At 64.6% G+C, this 21,907-nt stretch carries 25 protein-coding genes and 1 tRNA gene; 12 read left to right on the forward strand and 14 right to left on the reverse strand.

The annotated features are described in order from the left end of the window. Nucleotides 1-93: 93 nt before the first annotated feature. The 11 genes from ACR65N_RS01820 to ACR65N_RS01870 all read left to right on the forward strand — a co-directional run bounded on the left by ACR65N_RS01820 (nt 94) and on the right by ACR65N_RS01870 (nt 8,379). Entirely contained in the window at nt 94-672 is a 579-nt protein-coding gene (locus tag ACR65N_RS01820) for a polysaccharide biosynthesis/export family protein (RefSeq protein WP_430305157.1), read from the forward strand. A gap of 5 nt (nt 673-677) precedes the next feature. Continuing rightward, the gene (locus tag ACR65N_RS01825; RefSeq protein WP_440455501.1) at nt 678-1,835 is read left to right on the forward strand and encodes a glycosyltransferase family 4 protein; all 1,158 of its coding nucleotides are present in this window, start codon (nt 678-680) and stop codon (nt 1,833-1,835) included. Nucleotides 1,836-1,908: 73 nt separating this feature from the next. Next, nucleotides 1,909-3,489 (forward strand): undecaprenyl-phosphate glucose phosphotransferase, encoded by a 1,581-nt coding sequence (locus ACR65N_RS01830; RefSeq protein ID WP_440455502.1) that lies wholly within the window; start codon nt 1,909-1,911, stop codon nt 3,487-3,489. After that, the gene (locus ACR65N_RS01835; protein ID WP_440455503.1) at nt 3,486-4,760 is read left to right on the forward strand and encodes an O-antigen ligase family protein; all 1,275 of its coding nucleotides are present in this window, start codon (nt 3,486-3,488) and stop codon (nt 4,758-4,760) included. The genes ACR65N_RS01830 and ACR65N_RS01835 overlap by 4 nt, the downstream gene beginning before the upstream one ends. 31 nt (nt 4,761-4,791) lie before the next feature. Beyond that, the gene (locus ACR65N_RS01840; RefSeq protein WP_430305162.1) at nt 4,792-5,085 is read left to right on the forward strand and encodes a helix-turn-helix domain-containing protein; all 294 of its coding nucleotides are present in this window, start codon (nt 4,792-4,794) and stop codon (nt 5,083-5,085) included. 76 nt (nt 5,086-5,161) lie between these two features. Beyond that, nucleotides 5,162-5,311 carry a hypothetical protein gene (locus ACR65N_RS01845; RefSeq protein WP_430305163.1) on the forward strand — a complete coding sequence of 50 codons (150 nt, stop codon included), beginning with the start codon at nt 5,162-5,164 and terminating at the stop codon, nt 5,309-5,311. Nucleotides 5,312-5,427: 116 nt separating this feature from the next. Beyond that, entirely contained in the window at nt 5,428-5,616 is a 189-nt protein-coding gene (locus ACR65N_RS01850) for a hypothetical protein (RefSeq protein WP_430305165.1), read from the forward strand. An 82-nt stretch (nt 5,617-5,698) separates the two neighbouring features. After that, nucleotides 5,699-5,775, forward strand: a tRNA-Pro gene (locus tag ACR65N_RS01855). A 422-nt stretch (nt 5,776-6,197) separates the two neighbouring features. Continuing rightward, nucleotides 6,198-6,656 (forward strand): DUF4126 family protein, encoded by a 459-nt coding sequence (locus tag ACR65N_RS01860; RefSeq protein WP_440455504.1) that lies wholly within the window; start codon nt 6,198-6,200, stop codon nt 6,654-6,656. Beyond that, nucleotides 6,656-8,020, forward strand: a complete 1,365-nt coding sequence (locus ACR65N_RS01865) for an FAD-containing oxidoreductase (RefSeq protein ID WP_440455505.1) — start codon at nt 6,656-6,658, stop codon at nt 8,018-8,020. Before ACR65N_RS01860 ends, ACR65N_RS01865 begins: the two co-directional genes overlap by 1 nt. A gap of 176 nt (nt 8,021-8,196) precedes the next feature. Further along, nucleotides 8,197-8,379: a hypothetical protein gene (locus ACR65N_RS01870; protein WP_440455506.1), complete on the forward strand. Its 183-nt coding sequence runs from the start codon at nt 8,197-8,199 to the stop codon at nt 8,377-8,379. A gap of 28 nt (nt 8,380-8,407) precedes the next feature. On the opposite strand, the gene ACR65N_RS01875 is transcribed toward ACR65N_RS01870, so the two are convergent. From ACR65N_RS01875 to ACR65N_RS01900, 6 genes are all read right to left on the reverse strand, one after another. After that, nucleotides 8,408-8,947 (reverse strand): MerR family transcriptional regulator, encoded by a 540-nt coding sequence (locus ACR65N_RS01875; protein ID WP_440455507.1) that lies wholly within the window; start codon nt 8,945-8,947, stop codon nt 8,408-8,410. Nucleotides 8,948-9,096: 149 nt separating this feature from the next. Continuing rightward, entirely contained in the window at nt 9,097-9,435 is a 339-nt protein-coding gene (locus tag ACR65N_RS01880) for an integration host factor subunit alpha (protein ID WP_430305171.1), read from the reverse strand. An 88-nt stretch (nt 9,436-9,523) separates the two neighbouring features. After that, the gene (locus ACR65N_RS01885) at nt 9,524-10,495 is read right to left on the reverse strand and encodes a beta-ketoacyl-ACP synthase III (RefSeq protein ID WP_440455508.1); all 972 of its coding nucleotides are present in this window, start codon (nt 10,493-10,495) and stop codon (nt 9,524-9,526) included. Between the two features lie 19 nt (nt 10,496-10,514). After that, entirely contained in the window at nt 10,515-11,564 is a 1,050-nt protein-coding gene (gene plsX / locus ACR65N_RS01890; protein ID WP_430305173.1) for a phosphate acyltransferase PlsX, read from the reverse strand. Between the two features lie 96 nt (nt 11,565-11,660). Next, nucleotides 11,661-12,233, reverse strand: coding sequence for a YceD family protein (locus ACR65N_RS01895; RefSeq protein WP_440455509.1), 573 nt, complete (start codon nt 12,231-12,233; stop codon nt 11,661-11,663). A gap of 6 nt (nt 12,234-12,239) precedes the next feature. Beyond that, a complete protein-coding gene (locus tag ACR65N_RS01900; protein ID WP_440456099.1) occupies nt 12,240-12,833 on the reverse strand; it encodes a ubiquinol-cytochrome C chaperone family protein in 594 nt (197 codons plus the stop codon). 224 nt (nt 12,834-13,057) lie between these two features. Between ACR65N_RS01900 and ACR65N_RS01905 the strand changes: the two genes are divergently transcribed. After that, a complete protein-coding gene (locus ACR65N_RS01905) occupies nt 13,058-13,540 on the forward strand; it encodes an outer membrane protein assembly factor BamE (RefSeq protein ID WP_430305177.1) in 483 nt (160 codons plus the stop codon). A 92-nt stretch (nt 13,541-13,632) separates the two neighbouring features. Here ACR65N_RS01905 and ACR65N_RS01910 read toward each other — a convergent pair whose 3' ends face one another. The 8 genes from ACR65N_RS01910 to glyA all read right to left on the reverse strand — a co-directional run bounded on the left by ACR65N_RS01910 (nt 13,633) and on the right by glyA (nt 21,872). Beyond that, nucleotides 13,633-15,771, reverse strand: coding sequence for a sodium-translocating pyrophosphatase (locus ACR65N_RS01910; RefSeq protein WP_440455510.1), 2,139 nt, complete (start codon nt 15,769-15,771; stop codon nt 13,633-13,635). A 191-nt stretch (nt 15,772-15,962) separates the two neighbouring features. Then, nucleotides 15,963-17,189 (reverse strand): MFS transporter, encoded by a 1,227-nt coding sequence (locus ACR65N_RS01915; protein ID WP_440455511.1) that lies wholly within the window; start codon nt 17,187-17,189, stop codon nt 15,963-15,965. Between the two features lie 30 nt (nt 17,190-17,219). Beyond that, complete coding sequence (gene nusB / locus ACR65N_RS01920) at nt 17,220-17,699, reverse strand: transcription antitermination factor NusB (protein WP_440455512.1); 480 nt, start codon at nt 17,697-17,699, stop codon at nt 17,220-17,222. 3 nt (nt 17,700-17,702) lie between these two features. Further along, entirely contained in the window at nt 17,703-18,158 is a 456-nt protein-coding gene (gene ribH / locus ACR65N_RS01925) for a 6,7-dimethyl-8-ribityllumazine synthase (RefSeq protein WP_430305184.1), read from the reverse strand. Nucleotides 18,159-18,394: 236 nt separating this feature from the next. After that, nucleotides 18,395-19,015 (reverse strand): riboflavin synthase, encoded by a 621-nt coding sequence (locus ACR65N_RS01930; RefSeq protein ID WP_440455513.1) that lies wholly within the window; start codon nt 19,013-19,015, stop codon nt 18,395-18,397. After that, nucleotides 18,997-20,085 carry a bifunctional diaminohydroxyphosphoribosylaminopyrimidine deaminase/5-amino-6-(5-phosphoribosylamino)uracil reductase RibD gene (gene ribD, locus ACR65N_RS01935; RefSeq protein WP_440455514.1) on the reverse strand — a complete coding sequence of 363 codons (1,089 nt, stop codon included), beginning with the start codon at nt 20,083-20,085 and terminating at the stop codon, nt 18,997-18,999. Before ribD ends, ACR65N_RS01930 begins: the two co-directional genes overlap by 19 nt. A 4-nt stretch (nt 20,086-20,089) precedes the next feature. Next, nucleotides 20,090-20,569 carry a transcriptional regulator NrdR gene (nrdR, locus tag ACR65N_RS01940; RefSeq protein ID WP_430305188.1) on the reverse strand — a complete coding sequence of 160 codons (480 nt, stop codon included), beginning with the start codon at nt 20,567-20,569 and terminating at the stop codon, nt 20,090-20,092. A 13-nt stretch (nt 20,570-20,582) separates the two neighbouring features. Continuing rightward, a complete protein-coding gene (glyA, locus tag ACR65N_RS01945; protein WP_430305190.1) occupies nt 20,583-21,872 on the reverse strand; it encodes a serine hydroxymethyltransferase in 1,290 nt (429 codons plus the stop codon). Nucleotides 21,873-21,907 lie beyond the last annotated feature (35 nt).

Consider the following 21,907-nt stretch of genomic DNA (forward strand, 5'->3'; position numbering starts at 1 on the left):
TCTGGCACAGTCAGGCCAAGGCTCTTTACCGGCCATTAACCCTAATGGACCGATAACGGATGAAGTTGGTTTCTTAAGCCGGAGTCCGCGCGAATGAAGTTCGCACGCCGTAAATCATCCATCGCACTGGCCCTCGCCGTTTCGGCGCTTGGGGTCCTGTCCGGCTGCACCTCCTACAAGCCGGCGCCGAAGGCATTCCATGAGGCGACGATCCAGCCTTATCGGCTGGACAGCGGCGACCGACTGCGCGTCGCAGTCTTCGAGCAGCAGAGCCTGACGAACACCTACACGGTGGACCAGGCGGGCTACATCTCCTTCCCGCTGATCGGCCAGGTGCCGGCCCGCGGCGAGACGCTGGCAAGCCTCGAAGGTGCGATTGCCACCAAGCTTCGCCAGGGCTATCTGCGCGATCCGGATGTCACCATAGAGGTCGATCGCTACCGGCCCGTGTTCGTGATGGGCGAAGTCGGCCGGCCGGGCCAGTATTCCTACGTGCCGGGCATGACGGTGCAGAATGCCGTGGCGATCGCCGGCGGCTTCACGCCGCGCGGCAACCAGCGCGACGTCGACGTGACACGCAAGCTGAATGGACGCTCGCTGACGGGCCGCACCACCATTTCCAGCCCAGTGCTGGCCGGCGATACGATCTATGTCCGCGAGCGGCTTTTCTGACATCCATGGCCGCCGGCGAACCCCTCAGGATCATCCATTGCTTCCGGTCGCCGGTGGGCGGGATCTTTCGCCATGTGCGGGATCTGGTCGAGGAGCATGTGCGCGACGGCCATCAGGTCGGCATCCTCTGCGACAGCTCAACGGGAGGCCCACACGAGGAGAAGCTCTTCGAGGCGATCCTGCCGCATCTCGCACTCGGCCTGATCCGCCTGCCGATCCGCCGCGCCATCAGCCCTTCGGATCTGGCGGCGCTCTACGCAAGCTACAAGCATATCAGAAGTTTGAAGCCGGACGTCCTGCACGGACACGGCGCCAAAGGTGGCGTCGTGGCCCGTCTCATCGGCTCAGCCCTGCGGGTCAACAGGTATTGCGTCGCCCGCCTCTATTCGCCGCATGGCGGCAGCCTGCACTATGATCGCCGCAAACCGGTGGGCCAGATCGTGCTGCGGCTCGAACGGTTTCTGGAGCGCTTTACCGACCAGCTGGTGTTCGTCTGCGACTTCGAGCGGCGGACCTATGAGGAGAAGGTCGGCGCTCCGACGGTGCCGGCCGAGATCATCTACAACGGCATCCGCGACCAGGAGTTTTCACCCGTCGCCACGCGGCCGGATGGTGCCGATTTCCTCTACATCGGCATGATGCGCGACCTCAAAGGGCCGGACGTCTTCATCGACGCCTTCGCCCGCACCGAACGAAGCCTTGGCCGGACGCTGTCGGCGGTGATGGTCGGCGACGGACCGGACAAGCCGCGCTACCGGCAGATCATCGACGAGCGCGGGCTTGGCCGCCGGATCAGGCTGCTGGACGCGATGCCGGCGCGCGAGGCGTTCGCGCTGGCGCATGTGGTGGTCGTGCCGTCCAGGGCAGAAGCCATGCCCTATATCGTGCTGGAGGCGCTTGCGGCGGAAAAGCCGCTCATCGCCAGCCGCGTCGGCGGCATCCCCGAGGTTCTCGGCGCTCACAGCGCGGCGCTGGCCGTGCCCGGCGATGCGAACGATCTTTCCCGGCTGATGCTCGAGGTGCTGAGCGTGCCCGACTGGCAGGCGCAGGTGATGCCCCGCCCGGAGGCGTTCAAGTCACGCTTCTCGGCTTCGGTGATGGCCTCGGCTATGCTCGCGCTCTACCAGCGCCGGCTGGATCGCCCGAACTCAAAACTTTATTAGCATCTTTCTGATAGACCTGCCCATTGCGCGGTGGCCGAGCCGGCTGGCGCATGAGCGCGATTGGGATCTTGCGATGAGCGACCCGGCACAGCACGAGGGACTGGACGTCGACGCCCTTCGGCGCAACGTGTCCGATGTTTCCGGCGGCGCTGCGGGTGGTGAGCAGGCCAAGGCTTTCGAACGCAACAGCTCTGACGCCCGGGCACCGGAACTCAATGCCTTTGCCCGCCAGATCGCCGAGCAGTTCAGCAATCATTCCCAGAGCCCGTCGCTGCTGATCGGACAGTTCCGGCTTCTGGAGATCCTCATCCTGACCGCCACCGGTCTCGCCGTCGGATTGTTCGCCGCGCCGGACGCGATGTTTCCGCATCTGCTGCATGTCGGGCTGACGCTGTTCGGCGCAGTGCTCGCCATGCTGTTCCTGCAGGTTGCCGACACCTACCAGATCCCCCTGCTCAGGGCGCCGCGCCGCGCCGCGCCGCGGGTTCTGGCCGCCTGGCTTGCGGCCTTTGCGCTGCAGCAGCTGGTCGCGCAGCTCATCGACGCCCGGCTGCCGCTGCCGTCGCTCGGCACCTGGTTCGGTTTCGGCTGCGTGCTGCTGGTGACCGTGCGCTACCTGCTCGCCTTCGGCATCCGCAACTGGTCGCGCAACGGCATCATGGAACGTCGCGCGGTGATTGTCGGCGGCGGTCAGCCGGCCAAGGACCTTGCCCGGGCACTGGAGCAGCAGCCCGACAACGACATTCGCATCTGCGGCATCTTCGACGATCGCGGCAGCGCCCGCTCGCCGGAGGTGGTGGCCGGCTACCCGAAGCTCGGAACCTTCGGCGAACTGGTGGAATTTGCCCGGCTTGCACGCATCGACATGCTGATCATCGCCCTGCCGGCGACCGCCGAACAGCGCATCCTGCAGCTGGTGAAGAAGCTCTGGGTGCTGCCGGTCGACATCCGGCTCGCCGCCCACGCGCATCGCCTGCGCTTTCGGCCACGCGCCTACAGCCATGTCGGCGCCGTGCCGATGCTCGACATCTTCGACAAGCCGCTGCGCGACTGGGATTCGGTTGCCAAGCGCATCTTCGACGTGACCTTTTCGGCGCTCATGCTGGTCGTGTTCTGGCCGGTGATGATCGGTTGCGTCATCGCGGTGAAGGCGACGTCCAAGGGGCCGGCGCTGTTCGTCCAGAAACGCCACGGCTTCAACAACGAGGTCATCGACGTCCTGAAATTCCGCTCGATGTATACCGAACTTGCCGATCCGACGGCCAAGCTGGCAGTCACTCGTAAAGACCCTCGGGTAACGCCCGTCGGCCGCTTCCTGCGCAAGTCGTCGCTTGACGAGTTGCCGCAGCTGTTCAACGTGCTGCGCGGCGAGCTGTCGCTGGTCGGCCCGCGTCCGCACGCGGTGCAGGCGCAGACCGGCAACCGCAAATATGTCGATGTGGCGGAGAGCTATTTCGCCCGCCACCGGGTGAAGCCGGGGGTCACCGGCTGGGCGCAGATCAACGGCCTGCGCGGCGAACTCGACAGCGACGACAAGATCCGCGCCCGCACCGCCTACGACCTCGACTACATCGAGAACTGGTCACTGTGGCTCGACCTGAAGATCCTGGCTCTGACGCCGATCCGGTTGTTCAATACGGAAAACGCCTATTGAGCGCCGTGAGCCACGCGCACCCGGCAACCTTTCGCCCGCAGCTCGCGGCGCTGCGCATCGTCGGCTCGGCCTTCGTCGCGGTCGGCGTATTCCTCTCCGGCTTCGTGATCTCCGAACCCGCCCCTTACGAGCTGATGATGGCGATGCAGATCGCCCTGTGGTTCCTGTTCGGGCTGAAGATCTCGCGGGCGATCGCCCCGCTGCTGATCCTGCTTCTGCTGTTCAACATCGGCGGCATGCTGTCGCTGACGGTGATGAAGGACATGACCGGCGCGCCGATGTACGTCGCCGTCTCGACCTTCCTGGCACTTTCGGCGGTCTTCTACGGCGCCATCGTCGAAGACGACCACCGGCGGCTGAAACTGATCTTCCAGGCCTGGGTGGCCGGCGCGGTGATCACCGCGATACTCGGCATTCTGGGGTATTTCCACGCCTTTCCCGGCGCCGAGGTGTTTACCCTCTACGACCGGGCGAAAGGCGCCTTCCAGGATCCTAACGTCTTCGGCCCGTATCTGGTGCCGCCGGCGCTCTACCTCATGTACCGGGTGCTCTCCGGATCGCCGCTGCGCTCACCCCTCTACATCACCGGGTTCCTGGTGCTGACGCTCGGCGTCTTCTTGTCCTTCTCACGCGCCGCCTGGGGGCTGTTCGTCTTCGCCTGCCTGGCGCTGGTCGTCGTCATGCTGCTGAAGGAGCGGACAGCCGCCTTCCGGCTGAAGATCTTCACGCTGTTCATTACAGCCGTGCTGGTGCTGATGATGGCGATCGCCGGTGCCATGCAGTCGAAGAAGGTGTCGGACCTGTTCCTCAACCGCGCCCGGCTGGTGCAGGAGTATGACGGGGCGCGGCTCGGCCGCTTCGAGCGCCACAAGCTGGGCTTCCTGATGGCGATGGAGCGCCCGCTCGGTCTCGGTCCTATGGTGCTCGGCAAGATGTTCGGCGAGGACGAGCACAATATCTGGCTGAAGTCGCTCACCACCTACGGCTGGCTCGGCTTCGTCACCTATGTGACGCTGATCTGGGCGACGCTGATCGTCGGCTTCCGGGCGCTACTGCGTGACAGGCCGTGGCAGCCCTACCTGATGATCGCCTGGATCTCGATCCTCGGCCACGCACTGATCGGCAACGTCATCGACATCGACCACTGGCGGCACGTCTACATCCTGTTCGGCGTCGTGTGGGGTTGTCACGCACTGGAGTGGCGCCATAGGCGCGCTGGCCGGATTGCCTTGCGGCGTGCTGCGGACCCGGCTCTACAACCGGCATCTTGACCTTCCGGCGCTCGGTTCCAGATACTTGCGGATGATTACAAACGCCCAGATCCGCGCCGCGCGTGCCCTGCTCGGCCTCTCCACCGAGGCGCTTGCTTCCTCGGCCGGCCTTGCGACTGCCGACCTTGACCAGATCGAGCGCGGCGAGACCGCTGGAGACATGGACAGCTTCCACAGGCTGCGCCAGGCGCTGGAGCAGCAGGGCGTGGTTTTCCTTGCTGCCGGCCAGGACGACCCCGGCGTCGGCCCAGGTCTGCGGCTCCGCGATCAGCCGTCCGACGAGGGAATGCGGCCGGAAAACCTGAGCTCTGCCAATGACGGCTGAATTGTTCCAGCGCTCTGGGAACAAGTTTGCGGGACCGGCGTTTCTGCGCGCCTTTCGCAATGTCCACGGAGTTCCCATGACACGCAGCAACAATCTCTACTTCGTAATCGGCGCGCTCGCCGTGCTCGTCGTCGGCCTCGGCGCCTACCTCATCCACGAGCAGACCAAGCCGAAGGGCGTTGAAATGAGCATCACCAGCAACGGCGTGAAGGTAGAGGAAAACTGACGCCGGAAGCGGTAGCATGCTGCCAATACGCTAAATTACATTTTTAGTGTTTTACCCTGGAACATTTTACCCCTCTCGCAGTTGTCGGGCCAAGCCACGACAGCGAGGGGGTCATCATGACGCAGCATATCGACAAGCAGACGGTTCAGAACGTGCCGCTGAAGAAGGTGTGGAACGTCAGCGATTTCGCCAAGCGATACCGCCTCGACGCCAAGGAAGAGAACCGGCTGCTCAAGCTTCTCGGTCCCTTCGCCTCCGAGCAGGAACTGCTGATGAACGCCACCCGGGCGCCGCTCTACCGGTGATCATCTTTCAAGGGTTCCGATTTTTGGTCTTGCACCGGATGCGGCAAGTCAGTATGGAGTTCGTGCTTCTCACGAAGCGGGTCGGGGCGTAGCGCAGCCCGGTAGCGCACTTGACTGGGGGTCAAGGGGTCGTCGGTTCAAATCCGGCCGCCCCGACCAATGAACACCTTGATAGCCCAGTTGTTTTACCTGAATCTCTGAACCGGCGACAGCGGTCCCCTCGCTGTCATCACAGACCGTCGCGTCGATCTAACGGCCCGTATTCCTCTGTGTCTGTGCGACCGCGATCGCTGATAGCCTGCTCAGCGCCGGCTTCTGCTGACGGCTCTTCGCCTCCCCCTCCTCCCGAAATCTCCCCCTCCTCCTGAAATCTCCCCCGGACACGGCAGCTCCGGCCGCGGCCACTTGTCAGCGCCAGGCCTTGAGCTGGTTTCCCAAACCTTGTTGCCGTGCCGCGGCAGCGCGAAACGGCGGCGCAGCATCTCCCATGGCGGGCGGCGGCAAGGCAGGCTAGGATCCCCTCAAGGCGCGTCACCAGATCAAGCGCCCGCGGGCTGCCCGCACCAACGAAGGGAACCACCATGCTACTCGTTCTTGCTCTGCTTATCGGTGTGGTCGCGGGCCTGCGGGCATTGACGGCGCCTGCAGCCGTCGCCTGGGCCGCCAGCCTCGGCTGGTTCGACATCTCGCAGACGCCGCTGGCCTTCCTCGGCTACCAGTGGACACCGTGGATCCTGACCGTGCTTGCGGCCGGCGAGTTCGTCGCCGACCAGTTGCCGGGAACGCCGTCCCGCAAGGTGCCGATGCAGTTCGGCGCCCGCCTCGTCAGCGGCGCCCTGTCGGGTGGAGCAATCGGCGCGGCCGGCGGCTCCCTATGGCTCGGCGTGGTTGCCGGCATCATCGGGGCGGTCGTCGGCACCTATGGCGGCGCAGCGGTGAGAGCAAGGCTTGCTGCCTCCTTCGGTCGCGATCTGCCCGCCGGCATCGTCGAGGACGTGGTCGCCGTGGTTGCCGCCGTGCTGATCGTCTCGGCCGTGTGATGCGGGAGTTCGACGCCATCTTCATCGGTGCCGGCCAGGCCGGGCCGTTCCTTGCGGCGCGGATGGCGTCGGAAGGCTTCAAGGTCGCGCTGCTGGAGCGGAAATATCTCGGCGGGACCTGCGTCAATGCCGGCTGCATGCCGACAAAGGCGCTCGTGGCCAGCGCCCGTGCCGCGCATGTGGCGAGACGTGCCGCCGACTACGGGGTTCTCGTCACCGGCCCTATCGGTGTCGACATGCGCGTGGTGCAGGGCCGCGCCGAGAAGGTAACGCTCGACGCCCGGCAGGGGCTACAGACCTGGTTCGACGGATTGCCCGACATGACGGTGATCTTTGGCCAGGGCCGGTTCGAGGATGCAAGGACGGTGCTCGTCAACGGCGAGCGGCTGACGGCGCCGCGAATTTTCCTCAATGTCGGCGCGCGACCGGTGATTCCCGATTATCCGGGTCTCGCCGAGGTTCCCTACCTGACCAGCACGTCGATCATCCATCTCGACGTGGTGCCTCGCCATCTGGTGGTGATCGGCGGAAGCTATATCGGCCTTGAATTCGCGCAGATGTACCGGCGCTTCGGTGCCGAGGTGACAGTCATCGAGCGAGGCGACCGGCTGGCATCGCGCGAGGACGAGGACATTTCGGAGGCGATCGCCGAGATCCTGCGCGCCGAAGGCATCGCCGTCCATACGGCGGCAGGCGGTCTGTCGTTCGCCAAGGCCGGAGACCAGATCGAGGTGACGACCGACAGCGGCAGCTACACCGCAAGCCATGTGCTTGTGGCAACGGGCCGGCGGCCGAACACCGACGATCTGGGCCTGGAGGCGGCCGGCATCGCCGTTGACCAGAAAGGCTTCATCCAGGTCGACGACCGGTTGTCGACGAATGTCGAGGGCATCTGGGCGCTTGGCGACTGCAACGGCCACGGCGCCTTCACCCACACCTCCTACAACGACTTCGAGATTGTCGCGGCAAACCTGCTCGACGGCGGCGACCGCAAGCTGAGCGACAGGATCCTCGGCTACGCGCTCTACATCGATCCACCGCTGGGGCGGGTGGGCATGACGGAACGGCAGGCGAGAGAGAGCGGCCGGCCGATCCTGGTCTCCAAGCGACCGATGTCGAAGGTCGGACGGGCCGTCGAGAAAGGCGAGACGCTGGGCTTCATGAAGCTCGTCGCCGACGCCGAGACGCAGCAGATCCTTGGAGCCGCCTTTCTCGGGGTCGAAGGCGACGAGGCAATCCACGGGATCATCGATGCCATGAATGCGAAGATGCCCTATCCGGCGCTGCAATGGGCCGTGCCGATCCATCCAACGGTATCGGAGTTCATCCCGACGCTGATCGGCGATCTGAAGCCCGCACCCTGATCACGGATCGCGAGCGCGGCGTCAGCCGTGCCGTAGCGCGCACGGCGGCCGCGTGGTGAAACGCCTGACCTGCCCTCTGCCATCCCAAGGTCTTTGACCCGATGTTCCTATCGGCCCCCGGGAACGGAGATGGGGTGGCCGGTGTTGGTCTTCGAGACAGTCTGAGGAAAGTTGCGATGAGCACAGATCAGAGAATGCCCGAAGCCCCGGCCAATAGCGACGCGGTGCCGGAGGGAACGCCGGATGCTGCAGAGAACCTTTGCCGGCGCTGCGGCGGCACCGGCAAGCTCGAGGGCGGCCTGTGCCCCGAATGCGATGGCAGCGGCATCGTGCTGACGCCGGTCGGCGGCGCCGGCTGAATCGCTTCTAAGGCAGCCGGACGCTGTGTTAGCGCACCTGGTCGAGCAGGCGCTTGCACTCGAGCAGATCGAAGAGCGCCTCCTGCAGGAGCGCGCGGTCTTCCTTGCCGACCGAGCTCTTGCCGATCGACACCTCCAGCGTGTCATCCTCGCCGCCCGAGCCGAAGCCGAAGAAGCGACCGCTGGACTTGGCCTTCGCCCGTCCGACGATCTGGTCCTCGTCGTCGGGCGCGATCTTCGGCTCGCCGCCCGCACGGTCGTTGTTGGCCGCCATGATCGCTTCCATGGTCGCCATGTCGCCCGAGGCGATGGCGGCGACGAACTTGTTGCCGTTCGTCTTCAGGAGCTTCTGGACGCCCTTGATCGTATAGCCGTGGTCGTAGAGAAGATGGCGGATGCCCTTCAGCAGATCGACATCCTCGGGGCGGTAGTAGCGACGCCCGCCGCCGCGCTTCATCGGCTTGATCTGCGGGAAGCGGGTCTCCCAGAACCGCAGCACGTGCTGCGGAAGGTCGAGATCGTCGGCAACTTCGCTGATGGTGCGGAACGCGTCCGGGCTCTTTTCCAAGATGTCGTCTCCCTCGATCGGCTAAGGCCGACTCAACGCAGGTCCAATTCCTCGATGCTCCGCATTTCAACGGTTTGCGGAGGCGAATTCAAGTCGAATGAGAGAGAATGAACAGCCTAGAGCGGCGCCGGCCCGTGCAGGAGCCGCGTTCAGGCGGCCGGATTGGCCGGCTTCTGCTTGGCCTTGCGGGCCAGATGCGATTTCAGGATACGCTGCTTCAGCACGTTCGAGGCCTTGAATGTCATCACCCGGCGCGGCGAGATCGGCACTTCCTCGCCGGTCTTCGGGTTGCGGCCGATGCGCTCGTTCTTCGCCCGAACCTGGAAGGTGGCGAAGGACGAGAGCTTGACGATTTCCCCGCGCACGATGGCGTTGCAGATCTCGTCGATCACCGTCTCGACCAGCTCGGCCGATTCCGTTCGCGAGAGACCGACCTTGCGAAACACCGACTCCGCCAAGTCTGCCCGTGTCACTGTCTTGCCGGCCATGACCCCCGCCCGTCAAAGTGTTCATCGATCAACGTTTGCGAACACTATGTGTGTTGTCGTCCAGGGTCAAGCGCTTGTAAATACGAGATTACCAGCGCAGCAGAAGGGCGCCCCAGGTGAAGCCGCCGCCCATTGCCTCGAGCATCACCAGGTCGCCCTGCTTGATGCGACCGTCGGCCGCGGCAACCGAAAGCGCCAGCGGAATCGAGGCCGCCGACGTGTTGCCGTGCAGGTCGACGGTGATCACGACCTTCTCCGTCGGAATGCCAAGCTTCTTTGCCGAACCGTCGATGATGCGACGGTTGGCCTGGTGCGGCACCAGCCAGTCGAGATCGTCTGCTGTCGTCCCGGTGGCGGCGAAAGCCGCCTCGATGACATCGGTGATCATGCCGACCGCATACTTGAAGACTTCGCGGCCTTCCATGCGCAGATGACCGACCGTACCGGTGGAGGACGGGCCGCCGTCGACGTAGAGCTTGTCCTTGTGCGAACCGTCGGAGCGCAGATGGGCCGTCAGCATGCCGCGATCGGCCATCGTTCCTTCAAGGTTCTGCGCCTCCAGCACCAGCGCACCTGCGCCGTCGCCGAACAGCACGCAGGTGGTGCGGTCCGTCCAGTCGAGGATGCGCGAGAAGGTTTCCGCACCGATCACCAGCGCACGCTTGGCAAGGCCTGCCTTCAAATGCGCGTCGGCGGTCGCCATGGCGTAGACGAAGCCGGTACAGACCGCCTGCACGTCGAAGGCATAGCCCTGCGTCATGCCGAGACGGCTCTGAATGTTGACGGCGGTCGCCGGGAACGTGTTGTCCGGTGTCGAGGTGGCGACGATGACGAGGTCGATGTCGGCCGGCGTCAGGCCGGCCTTGTCGAGGGCGGCACGGGCCGCCTGTTCGCCGAGCGATGCAGTGGTTTCCCCATCGCCGGCAATGTAACGCTGACGGATGCCGGTTCGCTGGACGATCCAGTCGTCGGACGTTTCAACCAGGCTTTCCAATTCCTTGTTCGTGACCAGGCGCTGAGGCAGCGCCGAGCCGAAACCGCGAACCACTGAACGGATCATGCTCGATAAATTCCTATTCTCAAGCCGCTTCTTCCGGACCTGCCGGAGGCAGGCGGCGGGCATGATATGTTTTCAAATCCTGCGAGATCTTCTCGTTCAGACCGTTGCGGGCCATGTCGTAGCCCACGTCGATCGCCGAGGCGTATCCTTCCGCATCCGTGCCACCATGAGACTTGATCACGATGCCATTAAGGCCGAGAAACACGCCGCCGTTGACTTTTCTCGGGTCCATCTTCTCGCGCAGGCGGTCGAAGGCACCCTTGGCGAACAGATAGCCGATCTTCGCCATCAGCGTGCGCGACATCGCCGAACGCAGAAGTTCGGCCATCTGCTTGGCGGTGCCTTCGGCGGTCTTCAGGGCGATGTTGCCGGTGAAGCCCTCCGTGACGACGACGTCGACGACACCCTGTCCGATATCGTCGCCCTCGACGAAGCCATGGTAGGAGATCGTGGAGAGGTTCGATTCGCGGATCATGCGACCCGCCTCACGCACTTCTTCCTGCCCCTTGACCTCTTCGACGCCGACATTCAGCAGACCGACGGTCGGCCGGTCGATCTCGAACAGGGCGCGGGCCATGGCGCCGCCCATCAGGGCAAAATCCAGGAGTTGCTGCGCATCGGCACCGATGGTTGCGCCGATATCGAGAACGATGCTTTCGCCGCGCAGCGTCGGCCAAATGCCGGCGATGGCCGGACGCTCGATGTTTTCCATCGTCCGCAGGCAGAATTTCGCCATCGCCATCAGCGCGCCGGTATTGCCGGCCGAGACGACGACATCGGCCTCGCCGGTCTTTACCGCCTCGATCGCCCGCCACATGCTGGACACGTAGCGGCCGCGACGCAGCGCCGCGCTCGGCTTCTCGTCCATGGTGATGGCGACTTCACAATCGTGGAAGACCGACTTCTGCTTCAGCTTCGGATGCCTGTCGAGAAGCGGCAGACACTCCTCGGCACGGCCGAAGATCACGAAGGTCGCATCGGGATGACGCTCCAGTGCCGTGGCGGCACCGGGGATGACGACGGCTGGGCCGAAATCGCCACCCATGGCATCAAGAGAAATTCTGATCACGCGTTTCCTAGTCCTTCTGTCCCGCGCCAGGCGAAATCGGGGCCAAAATACTGGTTTTGCCGCCCCTTACAACCCATCAGCGGATGAATGCAAACGCTATTGCTTGGCGGGCCAGTCCTTGAGCACGGAGAACGGGTTGGGCTTGTCCTCCGGTTGCGTCCCATCGGACTCGATGCGGTCGCTGAACTCGATGCCCGCCTTGCGCGGATAGGGATTGATCGACAGAGCGGCGAACTCGGCAACTGTCTGGCCGGCGTCGATCGTATCACCGGAAAACAGTTCGGGCAGATCGGGACCCTCCGGATCGAGCACCATCTCGGCGCTTTCGCCGGAGGCCACGATGCGCGCCAGCTTCGATCCCTCCGGGACAAAGATCTGCTCGACTTCCTCGACGATTGTGCTCTCCACCGGCTCCAGCGTCACGACGCAGGCCTGCACGATCCGCGCCTTGACCTGGCCCTTCAGCCGCACGCCATCCTTCTTCCACCGCGTTACCTGCAGGTCGGACGAAAGTTCCTTGACCGAGACCACCTGCCAGAGGGTCGCCAGCCCGGCGCGTTCGCGCTCATCGGCCTCCAGATGCACAGTCACCGGATTGGCGGAGATGTGCCCGACCTTGACCGGGTAGGAGAACGGCGGCTTTGCGCCGCGCACCGTATCATTGCTCATGTAACCTCACTTCCCCGGCGCCGGCAGCGCGACGTCACCGCGCGCGATCGCCTCGTCCGGGACCTGTTTCAGCGCCTGTTCGGCGCCCATCATCCATTCCGCCAGAGGCAGCATGCCCGGCGCCGCATCCTGCTGCGGATAAATATTGCGTTTCAGCGCCCCGGCAAGCGCTGCGGCGTCGCCGGCGTCGATTGCCGCGCCATAGGTCTCCAGCCGGCCGTAAAACATCCCGGCGAGCTTCTTCATGCGCTTCGGCACGCCCTGATCCCCGACACCCAGTTCGCGGATCGAATGGTCGATATCCTGGAAGAAGGCGTCGACGATCTCCTGCGCCAGCTGTCGACCGCTGGTGTCGGAACCGGCGGTGCGCCTGAAGAACAGAATCATCACCGCGCAGAGCATCTCGAAACGGCCCATGACGGTGTCCGGCACATCCATGGCGGCGTAAAAGAAAGGAACGCGGGCCGCCGAAGTCAAGACCGCGTATTGCCGGTCGACGATCAGGCGATTGGAATTTTTCTTTCTGAAGAGACCGAAGATCATAAAAGCCCGCACTCTGCGCCGCCAAAGCGACGGCTGGGCAAGCCAGCCTTGTTGCATGGAAACCAAAGCTGGTTTACCGAAGCATGCACGAATTGCAATGCCGGACGGGCGCCATCGATCGCCGACCGGGAAATGCCGATACGGACGAGCGGGACGCTGAAGTTTCGCGGAATAGCCACAATGCTATCGCAGCAGAAGCTATTGCAGCGACGAATGGCTTGGCCGGTCGAACACATGAGGACAGGGTGTTGAAGAAGCGCGTGTTTGGGTCTGACTTGAATATGATGAGCAAGGCCGCAGTGCTGGCAGTCGCCGTGTCGCTTGGCCTGTCGGGCTGCACCACCGGGATCGGCGATACGATCTATAACGGATACGTGCTGGACAAGGATTCGCTCGACCTCATCCCGGAAGGCTCGAGCCGTGAGCAGGTGCTCCTGTCGATGGGTACGCCCTCGACCACGGCGACCTTCGACGGCGAAGTCTTCTACTACATCTCACAGAAGCGCGAGCGTCCGGTTGCCTTCATGAAGCCCAGGCTCGTGGAGCAGACCGTCGTGGCGATCTACTTCAACCAGGAGGGCACCGTCGCCCGCCGCGCCGTCTACACGCTGAAGGACGGCAAGGTGTTCGACACGATCTCGCGCACGACGCCGACCGGCGGCCGCGACCTCACCTTCCTGCAGCAGCTGCTGGCCGGCGGAACCGGTGCAGGCAGCGCCGGCGCTGCGGCCTTCCGCAACATGCTGGGCGGCGGCAACAACTGATCCGCAGCCACGTTCCGGCAATCGAAAATACAAGAACCCGCGGCATGTGCCGCGGGTTCTTCCGTTTCAGGCTATGGCTGCGGGTCTAGGCCTCAGGCCGCCAGCACCGCCAGCAGCAGGAGCGCCACGATATTGGTGATCTTGATCGCCGGATTGACGGCCGGGCCCGCCGTATCCTTGTAGGGATCACCGACCGTATCACCGGTGACGGAGGCCTTGTGGGCTTCCGACCCCTTCATATGGCGGTTGCCGTCCTTGTCGACGAAGCCATCCTCGAAACTCTTCTTGGCATTGTCCCAGGCGCCACCGCCGGAGGTCATCGAAATTGCCACGAACAGGCCGTTGATGATGACCCCGAGCAGCGAGGCACCGAGTGCTGCGAAGGCCGAGGCCTTGGAGCCGGAAATCACCAGCACGCCGAAATAGACGACGACGGGCGCCAGCACCGGCAGCAGCGACGGCAGGATCATCTCGCGGATGGCTGCACGCGTCAGGATGTCGACGGCGCGTCCGTAGTCAGGCTTCTCGGTACCCAGCATGATGCCGGGGTGGTTGCGGAACTGGGTGCGGACTTCCTCGACGATCGAGCTTGCGGCGCGGCCGACGGCGGTCATCGCCATGCCGCCGAACAGGTAGGGGATGAGGCCGCCGAAGATCAGTCCGGCGACGACGTAAGGGTTGGCAAGGCTGAAGGAGATCTCGCCGACATCGGCGAAATAGGGATACTGCGCGCCGTTTGCGGCGAAGTAGCTGAGGTCGTTGGAATAGGCGGCGAACAGCACCAGTGCGCCAAGGCCGGCGGAACCGATGGCATAGCCCTTGGTCACCGCCTTGGTGGTGTTGCCGACCGCATCCAGCGCGTCGGTGGTGCGGCGCACTTCCGGCGGCAGCTCGGCCATCTCGGCGATGCCGCCGGCATTGTCGGTGACCGGTCCGAACGCATCGAGCGCGACGATCATGCCTGCAAGCCCGAGCATGGCCGTGACCGCAATGCCTGTGCCGAATAGCCCGGCAAGCTGATAGGTGGAGATGATCCCGCCGATGATGACGATCGCCGGAAGCGCCGTCGATTCGAGCGAGACCGCCAGCCCCTGGATGACGTTGGTGCCATGACCGGTGACAGAGGCCTGGGCGATGGAGTTGACCGGCCGCTTGTTGGTGCCGGTGTAGTACTCGGTGATCACCACGATCAGCGCCGTGACGACAAGACCGAGGATGCCGCAGAAGAACAGGTTGGTGCCGGTGATATCCATTCCGGCGACGGCGCCGATCGAGCCCCAGCCGATGGTCAGCGAGGTGGCGACTGCAAGGCCGACGATCGACAGCAGGCCGGTGACAATCAGGCCCTTGTAGAGGGCGCCCATGATCGACCCGTTGGTGCCGAGCTTGACGAAGAAGGTGCCGATGATCGAGGTGATGATGCAGACCGCGCAGATGGCCAGCGGATAGACCATGATGACGCCAAGCGTCGGAACGCCGGCAAAGAAGATCGCCGCGAGCACCATGGTGGCGACGACCGAGACCGCATAGGTCTCGAACAGGTCGGCTGCCATGCCGGCGCAATCGCCGACATTGTCGCCGACATTATCGGCGATCGTTGCCGGGTTGCGCGGATCGTCTTCCGGAATGCCGGCTTCCACCTTGCCGACCAGGTCGCCGCCGACATCGGCGCCCTTGGTGAAGATGCCGCCGCCGAGCCGGGCGAAGATCGAGATCAGCGACGCGCCGAATCCGAGCGCCACGAGCGCGTCGATCACATGGCGGCTGCCGGGCGCGTTGCCGAAGCCGTAAACGAGGATCGCGTAGTAGATCGAGACGCCGAGCAGTGCGAGGCCCGCCACCAGCATGCCGGTGATGGCACCCGACTTGAAGGCAATGTCGAGGCCGGCGGCCAGGCTATGCGAGGATGCCTGGGCGGTGCGGACGTTGGCGCGCACCGAGACATGCATGCCGATGAAGCCGGCTGCCCCCGAAAGGACGGCGCCGATGATGAAGCCGATCGCTGCAAGGCCCGACAGGAGCAGCCAGGTGCCGACGGCGACAACCGCCCCGACGATTGCAATGGTCATGTACTGGCGCGTCAGGTAGGCCTGCGCACCTTCCCGGATATAGCCGGCGATTTCCTGCATCCGCTGATTACCCTGGTCCGCGGCCAGAACCGACCGTGTCGCCCAGCCGGCGTAAACCACCGACAGCAGGCCGCAGACGATCACACCCAGTAGAACTGTCATACGCTTCTTCCTCTCCCAAAAGCCGGCCGCAATGATGCGCCGGGCCGTAAGGCAGCGTCTCCCCTCCCAAGGAGTTTGGCCGGCCTTCGCGAGGGAGATTGCGGGCGCTTGGAAATGGCGTCAAGGGGCCACCCGGAAAGGCTGTGCCGGCGACGTCGACCCGTGGCGGAAGTTGAAGGAGTTAGAAAGGCTTAGGCCGCAGCGGCCGGCTTCCTGCGTAGCATCAGCGCCGCCAGCAGGATCAGGCAGCCAATGGCCACCGGCCAGATGACCAGGTTCATGAACGACCAGCCCTGCGACTCATAGACCTTGCCCGACGAGAAGGACGACAGCGCGACGAAGCCGAACAGGAAGATATCGTGGAAACCCTGCACCTTGTCGGCCTCGTGCGGACGGTAGGTCGAGGCGACGATCGCCGTCGAGCCGATGAAGCCGAAGTTCCAGCCGATGCCGAGCAGCACCAGCGCGCCCCAGAAGTTCCACAGCTCGATGCCGAGATGGGCGACGACGGCGCAGGCCATCAGCGTGACCAGACCGAGCGCCACGACACGCTCGGCGCCGACGCGAGCGATGATCATGCCGGTGAAGAAGCTCGGGCCGAACATGGCGAGCACGTGCCACTGGATGCCAAGCGTCGCAAGCTCGGTCGGAAATCCGCAGCCGATGACCATGGCGAGCGGCGCGCCGGTCATCACGAAGCTCATCAGGGCATAGGTGCCGATGCCGCAGATCATGCCGGTGAGGAAGCGCTGGGTGGTGACGATCTCGCGCAGCGGCCGGGCGGGCACCGTGGCGTCGGTCGCCTTCTTCATTTCCGGCAGCTTGAGGAAGGACAGGATGACGATGGCGATGAGGCCGAGCGGCAGCAGCGCGAGGAACGTGCCGGCAAAGGTGAACGGCGTAAACAGGTCCTTCGCCCAGATTGCCAGCTGCGGCCCGATGATCGCCGAGACGATGCCGGCGCCGAGGATCCAGGAGATCGCCTTGGGCTTGAAGCTGGACGGCGAGGCATCGGCGGCAGCAAAGCGGATCTTCTGGGTGAAGCCGCTGCTGATGCCGATCACCAGCAACGAGACGGCAAACAGCCAGAAATCGCTGCGCAGGAGCGCGATCGTTGCCAGGACGCCACCGAGCGCCGCGATGATGGCGCCACTGATGAAGGCGGCCTTGCGGCCGAGGAAGCGGGACAGGAATGCGATGCCGATGGCGCCGAGCGCCGTGCCGACGTTGAAGCCGGTGACCGGAGCGGTCGCCAGCGACTTGTCGGCCGCCAGCAACTGGTAGCCGGCAAGCGATCCGACGGAAATCGAAAGCGGGGCTGCCGACCCGAGGATCGCCTGGGCGCCCGCGAGGAAGGCGACGTTGCGCCGTGCTGAGCGCAGCTGCCTGTCGAGACCGTTGCCGGTAATGCCGTCCATGGCTTCAGTCCCGCCGTTGATGGGGTGCCGCTACTTCTTGGTCTCGCCGCGGATCTGCTTGGCCAGCCTGTCCAGCACGGCATTGACGATCTTCGGCTCCTCGCCCTCGAAAAAGGCCTGGGCGATCTCGACATATTCCGTGACGATGACCGGGACCGGCACATCCTTGCGCTCGGCAATCTCGAAGGTACCGGCACGCAGGATGGCGCGCAGCGTCGAATCAAGGCGCGACAGCGGCCAGCTTTCCTGGAGAGCCGAGCGGATCAGCGGATCGATCTTCACCTGGTCGCGTACGACGCCGGCAACGATCGAGCGGAACCACGACGGGTCCGCCTTCAGATAGGTGTCGCCGTCGAGCTCCTGGCCGAGCCGGTGCTCCTCGTATTCGGCGACGATCTCCAGCACGCCGGTGCCGCCGATATCCATCTGGTAAAGTGCCTGAACGGCCGCGAGACGGGCCGCACCACGCTGGTTTGCCGGCTTTACCGGCTGCTGCAGGTCCTTGGACATGGATCAGGCACCCAGTTTTTCACGCAATTCGATCATCGTCAGCGCCGCGCGCGCAGCGAAGCCGCCCTTGTCCTTCTCGGACTTGCGCACCCGCGCCCACGCCTGTTCGTCGTTCTCGACGGTCATGATGCCGTTGCCGATGGCAAGCGATTCCGAGACGGCCAGATCCATCAGCGCCCGCGAGGATTCGTTCGAGACGATGTCGAAGTGGTAGGTCTCGCCGCGGATGACCATCCCGAGCGCCACGAAGCCGTCATAGTTGACGCCGCCCTGCTCGGCCGCATCCAGCGCCATGGCAATCGCCGGCGGAATTTCGAGGGCGCCAGGAACCGTCACCACATCATAGGTCGCGCCTGCCGCCTGCAGCGCCGAGGTTGCGCCGTCGAGCAGCGCATCGGCCATGTCGTCGTAGAAGCGTGCTTCGACGATGAGGAGGTGGGGCTTCAAAGAGTCGGTCATGGATCGTCCTGGTCGCAATTCGGCGATTTAAGCTGTTGGGAATTGGCGCGGTCAAACCACGGCAGGCGCGGCTTGGCAAGCGATTTTCACGCGAGGCCCTGCCCGGCCGCTGTTGCAACCGTCGCGTCGCGGTGCAAAGCATCATCCGTTTCTGAACCAGCTTGCGCGCGCGTCGTTGCATGCCGGAACATGATTATGCCGGCGGACGCCGTCGCCGGTGAACACCAGCGGCGAGATCAGCCGGCGATGGCGGACGGGAATTCGGCAAGGCGAGCGGCGTAGCGTGCCATGGTATCGACCTCGAAGTTGACGAAGTCGCCGGTCTTGCGGTCGCCCCAGGTGGTAACTTCCAGCGTATGGCGGATGAGCAGTACGTCGAAATCGGCACCGTCGACGGCGTTGACCGTCAGCGACGTGCCGTCTAGCGCCACGGATCCCTTCGGCGCGACGAAACGGGCGAGCGCCTGGGGTGCGCGCAGGCGGATGCGGACCGCCTCGCCTTCCGCTTCGATCGACAGGATTTCGGCCTTGCCGTCGACATGGCCGGAAACGATGTGGCCGCCGAGCTCGTCGCCGATCTTCAGCGCCCGCTCAAGGTTGACGCGGGTGCCCACATCCCAGCCGGCGATCGTCGTCAGCCGCAGCGCCTCTTCCCAGGCCTCCACCTCGTACCAGCGCAAATTGCTGCCATCCTCGGCCCGCCGCGTCACTGTGAGGCAGACGCCGCCATGCGAAATGGAGGCGCCGATATCGATGGTCGCCGGATCGTAGGCGGTCGCGATACGCAGCCTGATGCCTTCATCCAGCGGCACCCGTTCGGAAACGGTGCCGACGTCGGTCACGATACCGGTGAACATTCAAACGTCCTTTCATAGTCGCAGCAGCGATCGTCGCCGAAGCGATCGGCGCGCACGAGCCTGAACCCGGGCGGCATATCGTCATGGACGAGCGGTGATTCAATGCCGCCCTCGCCGACCAGCACACTCCCCTGGAACAGCAGGATGCGGTCGACCAGTCCGGCATCGAGGAATGACCGGGCAACCGAGGCGCCGCCTTCGACGAGCAGTGACGACAGCCCGCGGGAGGCGAGTGCGGACAGCAGACGCGGGAGATCGGCGGCTTCGATGATCTCAACCCCGGCCTCGGCAAGCGCCAGGGCGTTATCCGGCGGTCCATCGCCGACGACGATCACCGGCACCTGGCGGGCCGTGGCGACCAGTTTCGAGGTGAGCGGCAGACGCAGCCGGCGGTCCAGCACGATGCGCACCGGCGACCGATCCTGCAGACCGTCGAGCCGCACCGTTAGCTCCGGATCGTCGGCGAGCGCCGTTCCGATGCCGACAAGGATGGCATCCATCTCGGCACGCAGCACCTGGACCTGGGCGCGCGATACCGGACCGGTAATCGCCACCTGGCCGTGGCCGGTGCGGCCGATCTTGCCGTCCCTCGAGACGGCGAGCTTCAGCGTCACGTGCGGGCGGCCCTGGCGGTGGCGCATGAGGTAGGCCTGCAGTGCCCGGCGGCCGTCTTCCTCCAGCACGCCGCATTCGACCGTGATGCCGGCGGCGTCAAGGATGGCGATGCCGCGGCTCGAGACGCGCGGATCAGGATCGGTGAGGCTGATGACGACCCGGGCGACGCCGGCGGCCACCAGCGCATCGGCGCAGGGCGGCGTCTTGCCCCAGTGCGAGCAGGGTTCGAGCGTCACGTAGACGGTTGCGCCGCGCGCGCCCTCGCCGGCCGAGGCCAATGCCTGGGTTTCTGCGTGCGGACGACCGCCGACCGCGGTCACAGCCGACGCGAGGATGGTGCCGTTCTTGACGACGAGGCAGCCGACGGACGGATTGGTCGAAGTCAGGCCGGTGTGCTGGCGCGACAGCCGGATGGCGGCCGCCATGAACCGCCGATCTTCGGGCGTCACGCCCATCGCTTTAAGGATCCACCTTACTGTCGCGCCCGATGCGGGCGCTGATCTCGGCAATGACCTTTTCGAAATCCTCGGCGTGGCTGAAATCGCGATAGACTGAGGCGTAGCGGACGAAAGCCACGTCATCGAGGCTCTTCAGCGCCTCCAGCACCTGCAGGCCGATCTGCTCGGATGAGATCTCGCTTTCGCCGGAGCTTTCCAGCCGCCGGACGATGCCCGAGACGGCGCGCTCGATCCGGTCGTTGTCGACCGGCCGCTTGCGCAGGGCAATCTGGAACGACCGCACCAGCTTGTTGCGGTCGAACGGAACCTTGCGGCCGGTCTTCTTCGTCACCATCAGCTCGCGCAGTTGGACCCGCTCGAAGGTGGTGAAGCGCCCGCCGCAATCCGGGCAGATGCGCCGCCGGCGGATGGAGGTGAAATCCTCCGCCGGACGCGAGTCCTTGACCTGCGTGTCTTCGGAACCGCAATAGGGGCAGCGCATCGAACCGTGGTCCTTACATGTAGGGGTACATCGGGAAGCGTTCGGTCAGCGACATGACCTTGCCGCGCACCGAGGCTTCGACGGCAGAATTGCCCTCGTCGGAATTGGCCACCTTCAGGCCGTCGAGCGTCTCGACGATGAGGTTGCCGATCTCGATGAACTCGGCTTCCTTGAAGCCGCGCGTCGTGCCGGCCGGCGTGCCGAGGCGGACGCCGGAGGTGACGAAGGGCTTTTCCGGATCGAAGGGAATGCCGTTCTTGTTGCAGGTGATGAAGGCGCGACCGAGTGCCGCCTCGGCGCGCTTGCCGGTGGCGTTCTTCTTGCGCAGGTCGACGAGCATCAGGTGGTTGTCGGTGCCGCCGGAGACGATGTCGAGGCCGCCCTTGACCAGCGTGTCGGAGAGCGCCTTGGCGTTCTTGACGATCTGCGCGGCGTAATCCTTGAACTCGGGCTGCAGGGCCTCGCCGAATGCTACAGCCTTGGCGGCGATTACATGCATCAGAGGGCCGCCCTGGAGGCCGGGGAAGACGGCCGAATTGAACTTCTTCGCCAGACCCTCGTCATTGGTGAGGATCATGCCGCCGCGCGGGCCGCGCAGCGACTTGTGGGTGGTGGTGGTGGCGACGTGGCAATGCGGGAACGGCGACGGATGCTGATCGCCAGCAACCAGGCCCGCGATGTGCGCCATGTCGACCATCAGGTAGGCGCCGACCGAATCGGCGATCTCGCGGAAACGTTTCCAGTCCCAGATGCGCGAATAGGCGGTTCCGCCGGCGATGATCAGCTTCGGCTTATGCTCCTCGGCCTTGCGGGCGACCTCGTCCATGTCGAGCTGGTGGTCGTCTTCGCGCACGCCGTAGGAGACGACGTTGAACCACTTGCCGGACATGTTGACGGGCGAACCGTGGGTCAGATGCCCGCCGGAGTTCAGATCGAGACCCATGAAGGTGTCGCCGGGCTGCAGCAGCGCCAGGAACACCGCCTGGTTCATCTGGCTGCCGGAGTTCGGCTGAACGTTGGCGAAATTGACGCCAAACAGCTTCTTGGCGCGGTCGATCGCCAGTTCCTCGGCGATATCGACGAACTGGCAGCCGCCGTAGTAGCGCTTGCCCGGATAGCCTTCGGCATACTTGTTGGTCATGATCGAGCCCTGGGCTTCGAGCACGGCGCGCGACACGATGTTCTCCGAGGCGATCAATTCGATCTCGTGGCGCTGACGGCCCAGTTCCTTCTCGATCGCGCCAAAGATATCCGGATCGGTTTCGGCAAGCGAACGGGAGAAGAATGCATCTCTATGCGACATGAAGGGGCTCCTTGAAGGAAACTGATGCGAAGGGG

This window comes from Rhizobium sp. SAFR-030, assembly GCF_059415005.1.